The sequence below is a fragment of the Vibrio sp. 10N.261.54.A5 genome (assembly GCF_041471145.1).
Taxonomy (GTDB): domain Bacteria; phylum Pseudomonadota; class Gammaproteobacteria; order Enterobacterales; family Vibrionaceae; genus Vibrio; species Vibrio crassostreae_C.
Window position 1 is genome coordinate 57,865 of the sequence record NZ_JBFRNU010000021.1, and the last position, 16,595, is coordinate 74,459.

The 16,595-nt window shown below is 46.4% G+C and carries 11 protein-coding genes; 8 read left to right on the forward strand and 3 right to left on the reverse strand.

The window, feature by feature from the left end; genetic code table 11:
- Positions 1-180 precede the first annotated feature (180 nt).
- The 5 genes from dsrO to AB4329_RS06490 all read left to right on the forward strand — a co-directional run bounded on the left by dsrO (position 181) and on the right by AB4329_RS06490 (position 7,490).
- On the forward strand, positions 181-1,017 hold the full coding sequence (dsrO, locus tag AB4329_RS06470) for a sulfate reduction electron transfer complex DsrMKJOP subunit DsrO (protein ID WP_372137877.1): 837 nt from the start codon (positions 181-183) through the stop codon (positions 1,015-1,017).
- Entirely contained in the window at positions 1,014-2,162 is a 1,149-nt protein-coding gene (gene nrfD / locus AB4329_RS06475; RefSeq protein WP_372137879.1) for an NrfD/PsrC family molybdoenzyme membrane anchor subunit, read from the forward strand. The genes dsrO and nrfD overlap by 4 nt, the downstream gene beginning before the upstream one ends.
- 14 nt (positions 2,163-2,176) lie before the next feature.
- The gene (locus tag AB4329_RS06480; RefSeq protein WP_372137881.1) at positions 2,177-5,269 is read left to right on the forward strand and encodes a tetrathionate reductase subunit A; all 3,093 of its coding nucleotides are present in this window, start codon (positions 2,177-2,179) and stop codon (positions 5,267-5,269) included.
- Between the two features lie 508 nt (positions 5,270-5,777).
- Positions 5,778-6,419, forward strand: a complete 642-nt coding sequence (locus tag AB4329_RS06485; RefSeq protein ID WP_017064226.1) for a c-type cytochrome — start codon at positions 5,778-5,780, stop codon at positions 6,417-6,419.
- Between the two features lie 9 nt (positions 6,420-6,428).
- Entirely contained in the window at positions 6,429-7,490 is a 1,062-nt protein-coding gene (locus tag AB4329_RS06490; protein ID WP_372137883.1) for a c-type cytochrome, read from the forward strand.
- A 179-nt stretch (positions 7,491-7,669) separates the two neighbouring features.
- Here the strand turns inward: AB4329_RS06490 and AB4329_RS06495 are convergent, their stop codons facing one another.
- Entirely contained in the window at positions 7,670-8,599 is a 930-nt protein-coding gene (locus AB4329_RS06495) for a LysR family transcriptional regulator (protein WP_081229330.1), read from the reverse strand.
- Positions 8,600-8,626: 27 nt separating this feature from the next.
- Entirely contained in the window at positions 8,627-9,067 is a 441-nt protein-coding gene (locus AB4329_RS06500; RefSeq protein WP_009845852.1) for an Lrp/AsnC family transcriptional regulator, read from the reverse strand.
- Positions 9,068-9,207: 140 nt separating this feature from the next.
- Here AB4329_RS06500 and AB4329_RS06505 point away from each other — a divergent pair, with 140 nt between their 5' ends.
- Positions 9,208-9,792, forward strand: a complete 585-nt coding sequence (locus AB4329_RS06505) for a LysE family translocator (RefSeq protein WP_102561671.1) — start codon at positions 9,208-9,210, stop codon at positions 9,790-9,792.
- A 52-nt stretch (positions 9,793-9,844) separates the two neighbouring features.
- Here the strand turns inward: AB4329_RS06505 and AB4329_RS06510 are convergent, their stop codons facing one another.
- Positions 9,845-10,234, reverse strand: coding sequence for a DUF1294 domain-containing protein (locus tag AB4329_RS06510; RefSeq protein ID WP_372137886.1), 390 nt, complete (start codon positions 10,232-10,234; stop codon positions 9,845-9,847).
- 157 nt (positions 10,235-10,391) lie between these two features.
- Between AB4329_RS06510 and AB4329_RS06515 the strand changes: the two genes are divergently transcribed.
- Together AB4329_RS06515 and pulA are read left to right on the forward strand one after the other, a co-directional pair.
- Entirely contained in the window at positions 10,392-12,164 is a 1,773-nt protein-coding gene (locus tag AB4329_RS06515) for an alpha-amylase family glycosyl hydrolase (protein WP_372137888.1), read from the forward strand.
- Between the two features lie 353 nt (positions 12,165-12,517).
- Entirely contained in the window at positions 12,518-16,216 is a 3,699-nt protein-coding gene (gene pulA / locus AB4329_RS06520; RefSeq protein ID WP_372137890.1) for a pullulanase-type alpha-1,6-glucosidase, read from the forward strand.
- Positions 16,217-16,595 lie beyond the last annotated feature (379 nt).

Here is a 16,595-nt window from a genome sequence, read left to right on the forward strand (position 1 = left end):
ATAACGCATTGACGACACGTTAAATAGAGCCTTTAAACAAAGCATAACAGCTAGATTGGTAAAACCACATTTGTTCTAGATCAACTTTGATCTGGGTATGTGGAAATCCACAATACCCCGTGAACGGTCAAAAACTGACAATGAGCCTAACAGATCGAATACCCATTTATAGGTACCTCTATGGACTCATTGAAAAGACGGTTTCTCAGCCAATTCGGTAAAGTTTCCGCCGGCGCTGCGCTCATTCCCATTGCCGGAATCAACACCGCAGTCGCCAGCACAGCCATTCGCAATAACAACCAGCCTGACCGCAAGGGCGAAGTAGGTAAACGCTACGCCATGGCGATTGATTTGCGTAAGTGCGTTGGCTGTCAGGCATGCACTGTTGGCTGCAGCGTTGAAAACCAAGCACCAATTGGCCAATTCAGAACCACCGTAAAACAGTATGAAGTCTCCCTTGATGATGGTTCGACTGCTCAACAAGACGTGAAATCTTTCATGTTACCTCGTCTGTGTAATCACTGTGACAACGCTCCCTGCATCAAGGTTTGTCCAGTTCAAGCGACCTTCCAACGCGAAGACGGTATTGTCATGGTCGACAACGAACGCTGCGTAGCCTGTGCTTACTGTGTTCAAGCTTGTCCTTACGATGCTCGTTTCATTAATAACGACACCCTTACCGCAGACAAATGTACCTTCTGCGCACACCGCCTCGAAGACGGCTTACTGCCTGCTTGTGTAGAAACCTGTGTCGGTGGCGCGCGTGTCATTGGCGACCTTAAAGATCCAAACAGCGAGATCAACCGTCTGCTCAATGAAAACCAAGACGACATCAAGGTGCTTAAGCCAGAGCAGAATGCCAACCCCCATGTTTTCTATATCGGCATGAACGAGCGATTCGTTAGCCACATTGAAGGCCAACCTGCTATTTATGATCCAGCCGCCATTGATAACTCATCCTCTAGCAAACAAGAATTGGCAATCGAGACACAAGGCAAACAAGGAGAGACAGCATGAATATCACTGAGGTGTTAGTCCCCGCTCAAGAGATCGCTTGGCTACCGTGGGCGGTTCAATATTTCTTCTACATAGGTTCGGCTTACGCGGCCGCTATTCTGTTTTTGATTGCACTGATATTTAAGAACTCAACCAGCCACCAATTTCGTTCTGCCCTTGTGCTTGTGATGGCAATCGGTGCGATTGTTGGGCCATTAGCGCTTACTGGTGATTTGCATCAACCCGGACGTGCGTGGCATTTCTATGCTCATATTACGCCTTGGTCATGGATGTCATTGGGCTCTTTGTTTCTACCTTTATTTTCTGGTCTGGCTGTCACGACGGCTTGGGTTTACCTGCGTGACGACATCGCACAGCTTAAACAAAGTGAAAACCCATTTCTAAAACGTTTGTCTTGGCTGACGCTAGGTAAATGGCAAATATCATCAAAGCTGATGATTGCACTCGCTGCTGTGACGGCTATTTCGGGCCTAAGCATCGCGCTTTATACAGGCGCAGAGATTGCGATTTTGGCGAGCCGACCGCTTTGGCATCAACCGGCTTCTCCACTACTTTGGTTCACTACCGCATTCTTTGCTGCAACGGGTTTAACGCTGTTGATTTGGGCTCTTCTGCCTTCAAGCAAGCCAAGCTTAAAACCAACAGACCTAGCTCTGATACAAAGAACCATTACCTTAACGGGTGGCCTTGCCATCATTCTCACGTCGATTTGGGCATCTAACCATGGTCACTTCAGCCTGTATGAGAATGACGCTTGGGGCATCAATTTAGGCATCATGACCACCAGCATTTTGCTGTGCATGATCTTGGTTCTACCACTGCAACGCCTATCGCAAAGTAAGCTAGGAATTATCTGTGTAGCACTTGCGACCATGATTTCAGCATGGGCGGTACGCTGGGTCACCATGATGGAAGTTCAAACCATTCCACGTTTTGATGTAGGCCCATTCCCTTATGAACTGCCGATGGGGAGCGCTGGGCTACTTGGCATTATTAGTATGTGCGGCCTTTGGTTAGCGCTTGCGCTGTTCGCTTCTGAAATCGTGTCTACTGGATCGTCAAGAACAACTGGCTCTGCACAAAAGACAGAATCTAAGCCAAACCCAAACACACCGTCACCACTTAACCGCTCACATAGCTTGTAGTCTGAGGAATCATCATGGATAACAAACGTCGTCAATTTTTGAAAACAGGCCTTGCTGCCGGTGGTGTTGGAGCTTTTGCTGCAGGTTATGCGACAACCACAAAGCACATGGTTCACGGTGCTATCGATGGCACCGCGGGCAAGAAAACCAATCACATCCATCACGGTAACTCGCTCGCGACGGAATACAGTGTCGATGAGCAAGGTAAGATTTCGCCGAATCCAAACCAACGCGTTGCACCATCAATGTGTTTTGGCTGCTGGACATTGTGTGGCTTACGTGTGCGTATCGATAATCGCAATGACGAGATTTTGCGCATCTCAGGCAACCCTTACCACCCGCTATCAAGCGACCAACAGATCCCGTTCAAAACGCCTGTAAAAGACGCCTACATTGGTTTGTCTGGTGAATCAGGTATCAATAACCGCTCGACAGCCTGCGCCCGCGGTAACGGCATGTTAGAGATTCAAAACAGCCCATACCGAATCACTCAACCACTCAAACGCGTTGGTAAGCGTGGTGAAGGCAAGTGGGAGCCAATCAGCTACGAACAACTAATCTCTGAGATCACCGAGGGTGGTGACTTATTTGGTGAAGGTGAAGTTGAAGGCTTACGATCGATTCGCGACATCGAAACGCCACTTGATCCGAACAACCCTGAATACGGACCAAAAGCCAACCAACTGCTTGTAACCAATGCTGGTAATGAAGGCCGTGACGACATCTTGAAGCGCTTTGCATTTAACAGCTACGGTACTCGCAACTTTGGTCACCACGGTTCTTACTGTGGCTACGCGTTCCGCGCAGGTTCAGGTGCGATCATGAATGATCTAGACAAATTCTCGCACTTAAAGCCCGACTTCAACAACGCGGAATTCATTCTTTTCATCGGTATGTCTCCAGCTCAAGCGGGTAACCCGTTTAAGCGCCAAGCAAGACAGCTGGCTGAAGCTCGTACCAACGGAAAACTGAGCTATACCATAGTGACACCAAGCCTTCCGGCAGGATCGTCAAGCCTTGCGGCGGGCGATCGCAATAACTGGCTACCGATCAAACCGGGCACCGATTCAGCATTAGTTCTTGGCATGATCCAATGGATCATCGAAAACCAACGCTACAATCACGACTTCTTGTCTCGCCCAAGTGCGCAAGCGATGCAAAAAGCAGGCACCACCCACTGGTGCAATGCATCTCACCTCGTGATCAGTGACGAGTCGCACCCACAAAATGGGCGTATGCTTCGTGCATCGGATATAGGGTTGCTAGAAACAGGCGAACCGATGTCTGACGATGACGGATTTATCGCCCTAGATGTGACAACGTCACTATTAGCATCACATATTCAGGTGAATGAAGCGGCTCTGTTCGTCGATCAAGACGTAGAAGTTGATGGTCAGACTGTTCGTGTTAAGTCTTCTCTACAAAGATTGAAGGAAGAAGCCTTCAAATATGACCTTGCATACTACAGTGAGCAGTGTGAAATCCCACAGGATCAAATTATTGCGCTAGCGAAACGCTTTACCAGTTACGGGACTAAAGCAGTCGTGGATACTCACGGTGGCAACATGCACACCAACGGCTTCTACAACTCGTTCTCTATTCTGATGCTGAACGCGCTGATCGGTAACATCAACGCGAAAGGCGGTGCGATGGCGAAAGCGGGCGGCTACCCGACTTCGGTTGCTGGGCCTCGTTACGACTTTACTAAGTTTAAAGGTAAGACTAAGCCTCAAGGTGTGTTCTTGTCCCGCAGCAAGTTCCCGTATCAAAAAACCAGCGAATACAAACGTCGCGTTGCCGCAGGTGAATCACCTTACCCGACACGCGCTCCGTGGTACCCAATCTCAGCACCGCTTTTAACCGAGCACTTATCAGCTGCGATTGATGGCTACCCTTACCGAGCAAAAGCATGGATTAACCACATGGCGAACCCACTTTATGGTGTTCCGGGTTTAGACAACTTGCTGGGTGAAAAACTTAAAGATCCCAAACAGCTTGGCTTGATCGTGTCTATCGATGCCTTCATCAATGAAACGACCGCCTTATCGGATTACCTAGTGCCAGACACAGTGACCTACGAAAGCTGGGGCATGGCAACACCTTGGCATGGCGTCGCGACTAAAGCGATAACCGCTCGTTGGCCGATTGTTGAGCCTAAAACTTCCCGCACTCAAGACGGACGTGCCATCAACCTAGAGAACTTCTTTATTGATGTGGCAAAAACACTGGGCTTAGGTGGCTTCGGCGACAACGTAATCAAAGACAATCAAGGCAACTGGCACGGTATTCATAGCGCTGAAGATTTCTACCTGCGCTCGGCTGCTAACTTGGCGTTCGTAAAAGGTGGTGTGCCGAATGTAGACGCTGAAGATATCGTTTGGTCTGGTCTAGAGCGCCTAGTGCCTGTGATGAACAAAACGCTTAAGCCAGAAGAGATGCTCAAAGTGGCGTATATCTTTGCGCGTGGCGGTCGTTTTGAAGACGCAACCAATGCCTACACCAATGAAACTATGAAGTACAAATGGACCAAACCTTTGGCTATCTGGAATGAAAAGCTGGGTACCTCTCGCAACACCATCAGTGGCGAACAGTACATGGGTTGCCCGACATGGTATCCACAAAAACTGGCAGACGGCACGCCTTTGGCTAAACAGTTCCCAGCAACAGAGTGGCCATTTACGCTAACTAACTTCAAGTCCAATATTCACAGTGCGGTATCGAATTTGTCACCACGCTTAGAATCCATCAAGGGGGTAAATCCGGTTTACATCCACCCGCAAGACGCCTCTTTTGCGGGTATCAAAACCGGTGACGTGTTTGCCATTGAAACACCGAGCTCAACCACACATGCTTTGGCGATGGTGATTGATGGCATCAAACCGGGAACATTAGGCTTTGAACACGGCTTTGGTCATAAAGAACTCGGCGAGCGTGCACACTGGATTGGTGACACACAACAACCGGTGAAAATGAAGTCGAACGATGGCGTTAACATCAATGATATAGGCTTGATTGACCCGACGAGAGAAGGCAAAGGCGTCATGTTAGATTGGGTTGTAGGAGCAGCAGCCAGACAAGCGCTTCCGGCTAAGATCTACAAGGTCTAGCTTAAACTCAGCAAGCTATAACTTAATCACTGATCAAAACTCTTCCTTATCTGATTTGCAGATGAGAACACAACAGGGCAACTTCGTCATTCGAGGTTACCCTGTTTTTTCGTCCCCTTGATCTAGAAAAGCACCCTATTTGGATAAAACATCCAATCTACATAAAGCATCCGCTCTAGATAGAGTAATCAACCCAAAGCCATTAGGTAATCTTCATTTCACCACAACTTTTTTAGCCCGCATCCATAAAGCAGCTATGCTTATACAATCGGTGCCATAAAAGAGCCTTAACAAGCAGTTATACCGAGGCGAACATGGCAGTTCCCTTGCATTTCATAAACGGCAGTTGGATCAACCTATAGAAGTTCACATCAATACCATTATGGTGATTGAGGTTATTAATGTGAGACTCACCTCAAGTTCCAAGTGAATTAATGTGGAAATCCACAATAGCGCGAACAACCAATTATGTCGAAAATGCATGCATTACAACCAATAGCGACGCCTCATGACTAAGCTGACAATTAAAACTCAAACTCTAACGCTTTGCATCGCTGCTCTAGGAAGCCTTTCTTTATCCGCTTTTGCACAAGCAGCACCTAATCCAATGCCAGAAGCCGCAGAAACTTGTAGCGGCTGCCATCAAGCCGACGGTAAAGGCATGCCCAACATTGCCCCTATGCTTGCAGGGCTCAATGCTGACTATCTAGAACATCAACTGGTTCTGTTCTCAAGTGGTGAGCGTCAAAGCGCGATCATGAAGGGAATGGCTGACGGTGTATCTGATCCCGCAGTTCGTCGTGAGGTCGCAGAATACTTTGCATCACTACCTTCATACGAATTTACCGATTTAGAGCAGCGCGGCTCACAGGCTGATATCGATAACCCCTATCGTAAACTTGTATTCCAAGGCGATTGGGATAGAAACATTCCAGCCTGTGCAACCTGTCATGGGCCAAGCGGTATGGGCGTAGACAAATTCCCGCGCCTAGCAAGCCAGCATGCCGACTACATTCAGACTCAGCTCAATGCTTGGAAAAACGGCACTCGTAAGGGTGATGATTTAAACATGATGGGCAATATCGCCGGCAAGTTGACCGACGATGAGATCAAAAACCTCTCTTACTATTTCGCATCTTTCCGATACTAAAGGGCTCGCATGAAAACATTACTTCTAATTACCGCAACCCTTGCCTCTGGAATCGCTTATGCCGAAGGTGAGTTGCCCGATCGCCAAACCGAACTGCCCGCCGTTGAAAAACCACAAGATAATAAATATCTGGTGCCACGCGACTTGGTAGATATTCCTGATGGGGAATTTGGTGACAAAGTAAAACTGGGCTATTCCCTGTTTGTCGACTCACAACAGATGCGTGGTACGTTCGTCGGCAATGAACAAAACTGTGTCAACTGCCACATGCAAGCGGGCATGAAGCCTAACGCTGCCCCTCTTTGGGGTGCGTACATGGCCTACCCTGCGTATCGTTCTAAGAATGACAAGGTAAACAGCTACGCAGAACGTATCCAAGGTTGCTTCACCTACTCAATGAATGGTCTGCCACCGGCTGAGGGTTCAAAAGAGATGGTCGCACTAACGGCGTATTCATACTGGCTGGCGATGGGCGGCATCTTAGACAAGAACGGCATGCAAGATACACCCGTTCCTGAGATTAGCGATGCCGACTTACAAGTCGGTGGTAAAGCGGAAAGCTTCCCTCTCCCTGAAGAGCTGTTAAGCAAATACCCAATCGATGGCCGCAGTAAGTTGGCAGGGCGTGGCTATCCTAAGATTGATAATCCTGAACAAGAGCCATCGATAGCGCGTGGTGAAAAGGTTTACCAAACCAACTGCCAAACCTGTCATGGTCAAAATGGTGAAGGTATTAAAGGGGCTGACGGACGTTCATACTTTCCACCATTGTGGGGCGAAAACGCGTATAACTGGGGCGCGGGTATGCACCGGGTGAACACCGCTGCCTATTTCATCTATGAAAACATGCCGCTTGGAAAGAGCCAGCAACTTTCGATTCAAGATGCATGGGATGTGGCTGCATTTGTGAATAGTCATGAACGCCCACAAGATCCTCGATACAAGGGTGATGTTGCTAGCAATGCTAAGCGCTACCACAATCACCAAGGTTACTATGGCAAAGAAGTCGACGGTCATGTTCTGGGTTCAAAAGCGTACCCAAGTGGCAAGGAAGCGATTCACGAGCACTAATCTCGAATCAAGAAACACTCTTTTCAAGAGCAAGAGACAGTTTTTTCGATAACAAAAACCGCTCACGCCAACTATAGCTAAGCTTTACATTGTAAATCAGTTATAGCCGGAAGAATAAAAAGGAGCCAGATCGTGTGACGAACTGGCTCCTTTTTTAGTTTGAACTATTAGAAACTCAACTAACCTTGCTGCATCTTCTCCCAAATGGTCGGAGAGCCAATATAGTCTTGAACCGTAGTGATGAATTCTTTGACTAGCTTGGTCTGCTTACGGTGCGGATACACAGCATAGATTGCGGTATCAATCGTCGAAATCGGGTAATCAGGAAGTAAAGTGACTAAGCCGAGCTCTTTCATTGAGGCATACAGGTTTGATTGATCAAGGAAGCCATATCCTAAGCCATCTTTCACACAAGACACCATAGTACGAACATCACTCACCTTATAGTTGCCACGAATCGTTAGGCTTTGAAAAGTGTCGCCATGCGGCTCTTCACTGATACGGAGATGATCAACCGTCATATCGCCATTGGTATAAATCACAGCAGGTAGCGCGAGCAAATCTTGTGGCGTTTTCGGTTCCCCGTGCTGCTTCACAAAATCGTTTGACGCGACCAACATGAAGTTACTGTCTGCAATCTTCTTCGCAATCAAATTCGATTCAACAAGCTTACTGAAGCGAAACGCGATATCAAACTGCCCTGCAATGATGTTGGCGATCTTATCGTCTAAGGAAAGTACGATCTGAACATCCGGGTACTTTCTCATGAACTGAGTGATGATAGGTTGCAGATATTGCTGCCCAAAATAGATCGGTGAAGTAATTCGTAGCACACCTTTGGGTTCAGACTGGTATGAGTCTGCAATGCCTTGTATCTGATTGATGGTGTCTTTCAGCACATAGGTTTGTGCGAGAATATCTTCCCCTGCCGACGTCAACGAAAACGAGCGTGTAGAGCGGTTCAGCAGCTGAACACCTAAATCTTGCTCAAGCTTTTTGATCTGTTTAGAGAGCGATGAGTTGTCCATGTCATGCAAAGTTGCCGCTTTGGTAAACGACCCTTGTTGAACCACATCTAAGAACAATAACAACTGATTGGTATTTGGCACTGCGCCTCTCCTGAAATAAAAACTCGACTAGCGTTCGTCTTTGGGGGTGTCCATCACAACCATAGTCGTAATAGATTGCACCTGAGCACATTCCCCAAGCACATCGGCATGAAACTTCTTATAGCCCGGTAGATCTTTGGTTTCTACCCTTAGCAAGTACTCGTTAGCACCGGTAATGTTGTGGCACTCCACTACCTCTTTTTCCATACTGACGTGTTGTTCAAACTCCAGCTGAGCCGCTTTGCTGTGGCTTGATAAACCAATCGAAACATAAGCAATAAAACCGACCCCCATCAGCCCATTATCCAGAACCGCACGGTAACCTTGAATTATTCCTTTACGCTCAAGATCCTGGACGCGTCTTAAGGTCGCAGAAGCCGACAAACCAATTCGTTCTGACAGCTCAATGTTGGAGATTCTGCCGTCCAATTTAAGCTCTTGCAATATCCTTTCGTCAAATCTATCCATAACTACTTATTATTGTGCATTTAGTGATAATAGAGGAAATAAAAGCACATAATTGCCTCACTTTCCACCTACTATGTTTCTCAACACGTGAAAGTCATGACCGGTCAGTCACTTCGTTCATTTTTTGCTGGAGAACCATAATGCCTTTAGAACAACTTAGCGCACTTGCCTTGTTTGCGTTTGTCTCGACCTTCACACCAGGTCCAAATAACATCATGCTCATGACATCAGGAGCAAATGTTGGCTTTGCCCGCACTATTCCGCACATGCTTGGCATTGCTCTAGGGTTTGCTGCCATGTTGCTGCTGGTTGGTTTCGGCTTGATGGGCGTTTTCAACGCATACCCAGTGACGCACCAAATATTGAAATACCTAAGCCTTGCTTACCTCGTGTACCTTGCAATCAAGATAGCATTGAGCGGCAAAGCCAAAAGCACCGAGGCTTATAAACCAATGACCTTCATCGGCGCGGCAAGTTTTCAGTGGGTGAACCCGAAAGGTTGGTCGATGGCGCTGACGGCGATTTCAGTCTATAGCAGCGGCAGTTCATGGTGGGAGCTTGCGATCATCGCAGGTATCTTCACGCTAGCCAACTTGCCATCCGTGACCTTCTGGACAGCGGCAGGCAAGCAACTGCAACACTGGTTAACAACACCCATCCGCATCAAAAGCTTCAACTACGGTATGGCAGGTTTGCTGTTAGCCTCAACGATTCCGATGTTGTAACCAGATAGCTTCCCTATGATGGTTAGTAAGTAATTACTAGCCATCAATTTCATTACAAGTATCCAATAACCTCGCTAAGCCAACGCCCAAATATCGACTGCCCGCTCGGTGTTAACGTCCACGCAAACGCCACTACATTAATTACCATTGTCAGCCAATAGATAGATCTGAACGGCTGCTTTTGCGTTTTATGACGCAGCTTATCTTGAGCGATCAACGCCCCTAGCCAACCACCAGCAACTGAAAAGATGTGCAAGGTTTTCTCTGGCACACGCCAATTGCCATTGATCGCTGCTCGCTTGTCCTTCGAGTACACAAAAAACGTCACCACACCGATAGCCAAATACCACACCAACAGCGCTTTAGAACTTTCTGCAAACAACACAGATACCGCCACCAACACCAGATAAGTGATGGCGATTTGAATAGATGAAGACAACATCAACTCCTTTTGGGTAACAGCTCACATACTGTAGCAATTACGCCCTGTAGATTTTGATAACGATGAGTAAGGCATATTGTAATTCGGTTAGCCTGCAAAGAATAAACAAGCCCATTCATCCCTACATAACATGATGGAAGTTAAAGGAATTATAAATATGTACAACCAAAAGTACGCCATCTACCAAGTTTTTACGCGTTTATTTGGTAATAAGAACACCCAACATGTTCCATGGGGCACAATCGAACAAAATGGCGTCGGTAAGTTCAGTGATTTTACCGATAAAGCGCTGTCTGAAATCCGCAAACTCGGTATGACTCATATTTGGTATACCGGAGTGCCACATCACGCCATCATCAATGATTACAAACACATAGGGATTTCAGACGATCACCCAAGCGTAGTGAAGGGCCGCGCAGGCTCCCCTTATGCAGTTAAAGATTACTACTCCGTCAATCCGGACCTCGCCAATAATCCTGACCATCGGTTAGAAGAGTTTGAGGCATTGATAAAAAGAAGTCACGACAATGGTTTAAAAGTGATTATCGATATCGTACCGAATCACGTTGCGCGTCATTATAAAGGCTTAAACAACCCAGAAGGTGTCAGTGACTTCGGCGCTCAAGATGACACAACGCTGGAATACCACAAAGACAATAACTTCTACTATATTCCCAACAGCACCTTTGAATTGCCAGACATAGAGCCCGCCTTTACGCCGCTAGGTGGTGAACAGCACCCTAGCCTAAGCTCCCCGTTTATAGAGACGCCCGCCAAATGGACGGGCAATGGATCACGCTTAGCTAAACCTAATTTCGACGATTGGTATGAAACCGTAAAGATTAATTACGGTGTGCGCCCTGACGGTTCAAAAGATTTCCCTAAGCTACCCAAAGGCTATGTACAGCGTGACCACCTAGACCATTACCACTTCTGGGAAGGCGTGGATGTGCCAGACTCTTGGATTAAATTCCGAGACATCGCCTTGTTCTGGTTAGACAAAGGCATTGATGGATTCCGTTACGACATGGCTGAAATGGTGCCAGTTGAGTTTTGGAGCTACCTCAACTCATCAATAAAGATGAAAAACCACGATGCCTTTCTGATGGCAGAGGTGTATCAGCCGGACTTGTACCGTGAATACATTCACTTAGGCAAGATGGACTACCTTTATGACAAGGTAGATCTGTACGACGGCCTCAAAGCCATCATGCAAGGCAAGGCTTCCACGGCTATCATCCCCAAAATCCAACATCAAATGATGGATATTGAACATCACATGCTGCACTTCTTGGATAACCATGATGAACAACGCATCGCGTCTCCTGAATTTGTAGGTGACCCAAATATAGCGAAGCCTGCAATGCTAGTCAGCGCGTTATTGAGTAGTTCTCCAACCATGATCTACTTTGGGCAAGAAGTCGGCGAACCGGGCGCGGAGAATGCAGGCTTTGGACAGCCCTCACGAACTTCCATATTTGACTACATCGGAGTCCCACAACACCAAAAGTGGATGAACCACGGCGCATTCGATGGCGGGCTATTAGACGAAAACGAAAAGCAGCTGCGTCACTTCTATCAAAAGGTAATGAACTTTTCGCTAGAGCACTCATCGATAACAGGTGATTACCAAGACTTACACCAGTGCTGTAACTTAAGTGATTCAGTCTACGCATTTCTGCGCTCTGACCACCAAGAGCTAACCATTGTTGCAGCTAATTTCAGCCAACATACCACTGAAAATATTCACTTAAAGATTCCAAGTGATGTAATCCAAAAACTCAAATTAGTTGATGGTCGTTACATACTCAATGAATATATTGAAGGCATAGCGCAACAAGTGCTCGACATTGAGAACAGTGTTAGCAGTTTTAATATTGAATTGAAACCGCTGGCGTCTTTAGCTTGGGTGTTATCCTTAAATGGATGATATACCTATCAATATAAATTACCGAACAGCTCGCTTTTAGCTAATTGATAAATAACTTAATTTCCACATTAAATTAACACTCTCTCAATTCGATATATTACTCACAATAATAAGGATGAGCTCTCATCCTTATTAACTACGCCTAGCCTCTACGCCTTACATTATTGATACTATGCAAATGAGTCATTGATCCAATTAATTTAACAATAACCAAATACAAAGCGTGATATTGACACTAGGTTTCCTATATTTACGAATTTAAAATAACTTTATACATTGCCATCACAAATAGTTGACCTTGGTTAAAGCTAGGATATTCATCTTCATAAAAAGTGAAATATGGATATCAAAACGTGAACAACATAAATATTAATAAAATTATCTCTCTACGAAATACCTTCAACAATACCAAAAAGAAGAGCTTCAAACGCTCTACATTGGCCAAAGCAATGTTACCGCTCTTCACCGCTACTTTGATCGCGGGTTGTGGTAGTGATAATGATAGCGACAACGGTACAGCCCCTGGCAACAGTGGTTTATACCCTGCAGCTGAAAACGAAGTCGTTATTTACTACAAACGCGATGTTGCCGCTGCCAGCTCATCTGGCTCAACTTACGACGGTTGGGGGCTGCACCTTTGGAATGGTGAAGGCTGTACCAGCACAGATTTAGTCGGCATGGGATTAAGTGAAACCGGAACCGACTGGAACAGCCCTTACGAATATGATGGTATCAGCGATACTTACGGTGCCTATTATGTGTTGAAAGTTGACCCAGATGCCTCTGACCCACACAAATGCATGAACTTCATCTTGCACAATGGTGATGAGAAAGCATTTGGCAGTGCCAATTCTAAAGTCGAGTTAACTAAGCTTGGCGATTCACAAGGCGTATTTGGTTTCCATGGCAGCAGCGAGTTGTACTACGACCCTATTTCAGAGCGACCAGTCAATATTGATGGTCAAAAAGCACACTGGCTAGATGCAACCACAATTGGTTGGGAAGCGGCTAGCAATGCAGACTCTGTGAAGCTTTTCTATGCACTAGACAACAGCATCACAATGAACGATGACAAAGAGATTGTCGGTGGAACTGCAATTGAACTAAGCAAAGACGGAGAACTATCTTCTGAATTGAAAGAGCGTTTCCGACACCTTGCAAGCTTACCTGCCCTAGCTATCGATGTTGACGACAGCACACTTCGCACTATTTTAAAATCTCAGATAATTTTTGTTGCCTACAATGCCAATGGCGATGTTATCTCTTCAACTGAGGTTCAAAAACCTGGTGTGCTTGATGCGGTATTTGCTAGCGAAGATGCTGGTAATGCAATGGCTGAAGAACTAGGCGCAATTGTTGAAGGCAGTGCGGCGACCTTCAAGCTTTGGGCACCAACCGCGCAAGATGTAGAACTCGTTCTATACAGTGAAGATCTGCTAAGTTCACAAGTAATCCCGATGACGGAAAACACTGAGACAGGCATTTGGGCGACTGATGCCGTGTCTAATGCAGTGAACAGTTATTACCGTTACCAAGTGAAGGTTTATCACCCAACCACAGGCAATATCGAAACTCGCCTTGTGACAGACCCATACTCTCTCAGTTTGTCAAAGAACTCAGCATACTCTCAAGTGATTGACCTGAATGATTCAACCTTGAAACCAGCGAACTGGGACAACTACCAACGACCAACCGTAGAGAAAGACGAAGACCACGTACTTTACGAATCACACCTACGTGACTTTAGTTTCAGCGATAAGCTCGGCACAGCTAGCCTAAATGGCAAGTACCTCGCTCTTACAGAAGCCGATCGTGAGTCGGTCAAACACCTACAAGCTCTCCAAGAAGCAGGTTTAACTACGCTGCATATCTTACCAGCATTTGATATCGCTACCGTCGATGAAGATGCCGCGAGCCGTGTTGATATCACCGACACCGTAGGAAAACTGTGTGATGTAAAACCGACAGCTACCTTATGTGGAAGCGAAGACGAAAACAAAGTCATCGAAGACGTACTCGATGGTTATGACCCTTCAACGGGTGACGCACAAGCATTAATGAATGACCTTCGTATGCTTGATAGCTTCAACTGGGGCTACGACCCATTCCATTACACAGTTCCTGAGGGAAGTTACGCGACCGATCCTAATGGTTCTCAGCGTATTCTCGAATTCCGTCAGATGGTCAAAGCTACGCACGACATGGATCTTAAGCTGATCATGGACGTGGTATACAACCACACCAATGCGTCTGGTGTGAACGATAAGTCGGTACTGGATAAGATTGTCCCTGGGTACTACCACCGTCTTAACGTCAACACTGGTGGCGTAGAAAACTCGACTTGTTGTGACAACACTGCGACCGAAAACCTGATGATGGGTAAATTGATGGTCGACTCACTTAAGGTGTGGGCTGACGACTACAAAGTGGATGGTTTCCGTTTTGACTTGATGGGCCACCAGCCAAAAGATGTAATGGTCGAAGCATTGGAAGAAGTGCGCAAAATCGACCCGAATACTCTGTTCTACGGGGAAGGCTGGGACTTTGGTGAAGTCGCCAACAACGCCCGCTTCGATCAAGCGAACCAAATCAACATGGCAGGTACAGAAATCGGTACCTTCTCAGACCGTTTGCGTGACGCCGTTCGTGGTGGTAGCCCATTCGATGGTGGTGTCGACTCAGAAGGGAACCACCCACTTCGCTTTAACCAAGGCTTTGGTAACGCAGCGATTGCCAACGAAGAAACCAAAGTTGATCAAGATTCGATCAATGGTCGTTTACATAACCAAGACCTTGTTCGTTTAGGTATGGCAGGTAACCTCGCAGAATACGTACTGATTGATTACAAAGGCGATACCAAACTGGGTAAAAACGTTGATTACAACGGCGCGCCAGCTGGTTACACCAAGATGCCTTCCGAGAACATCTCTTACGTTTCCAAACACGATAACCAAACACTTTGGGATAACAACGCTTACAAGATCGCCACTGGTACTAGCTCTGCAGAGCGTGCGCGTATGCAGTCTGTATCGCTTTCTACCGTGATGCTAGGCCAAGGCATACCATTCATCCATATGGGTTCTGAACTGCTACGATCTAAGTCTATGCAGCGCGATTCTTACGATTCTGGTGACTGGTACAACCGCGTCATGTTTGATGGGACGGACAACAACTGGAATGTTGGCTTACCTCGTGAAGATAAAGATGGTGCAAACTGGGATCTGATCAAAACTATCATTGCTGACAGCGCGGCTAAACCAGACGCAGACGACATTGAGTTAACTAAGCAGCAATTCCTAGAGCTATTAAAGATCCGTAGCTCAAGCGAACTGTTCCGCTTAGATACAGCTGACGAAGTTATGAAGCGTGTCGACTTCCGTAACGTTGGCGAAGATCAAGTCGAAGGCCTGATTGTCATGTCGATCGATGATGGCGTGTCTGCGGGCGAAGACCTTGACCCTGCCAATGATGCGATTGTCGCAGTTGTAAACTCAACGAATGAATCTCAATCGTTCAAAATCACGGGAGCAACCGGCTTTACACTTCACACCGTTCAACAGAGCTCTGAAGATGACATTGTAAAAGGTGCAAGCTTCGCCGCTGAAACCTTCACAGTCCCTGCACTAACCACCGCTGTATTTGTACAAGCTCAAGGCGATGCACAAGGTGCTGGTTTGCCGGTTGATAACTCAGGCAAGGATGTATCTAGCATTCCGCCATACGGCCAAACAACCGTCTACGTTAAAGGTGACATGAATGGATGGGGCGCAACGGATGATTGGGCAATGAGCTTTGTCGCTAATGGTGTTTATTCTGTGACAGGCAACTTGGAAGCGGGTAACTATGGCTTCAAGTTTGCTGATGCTGATTGGGTATCACCTAACTTTGGTTGTGATTCCGTTGAACTTGCTGATGGATCAATCGACCTAGGTACTGATGGTAACTGCCAACTAAGCGTAACAGAAGCTGGTAGCTATACATTCACTCTGAATGCGATTCACGAGCTGGATGACGACGTAGATGGCCCAGTTGTTTCAGTAACCAAGAACTAAGTCTTAAAGCTTGGAATTCTAATAAAAAGATAATAAAACCAGTGCAAGCTAGCCTTTGGGAGACGTCAGTCTCCCTTTTTTACAACTATTGAACCCAGCAGATTTAAGCAAATAATAAACAACTGCATCGCCCATTAAAATTCGGGGCATTTCCAACCATACTTTATAGCCCCTACATTCGATTACATGGCTGAAAACTTAGAACTAAAGGGAAAGGATATTCCTTAGAACCGTTAAAACCAAATCTTAACGATATATCATAGTAGGAATGCCGCTCTCCCTTAAGTGAACAGAATTAATCCTGGCAGCCTTTTTTGAAGGGTTACGCCCTACAATTACGATTAAAATACATTCAATTCTCGATGTAATATTCTATCAA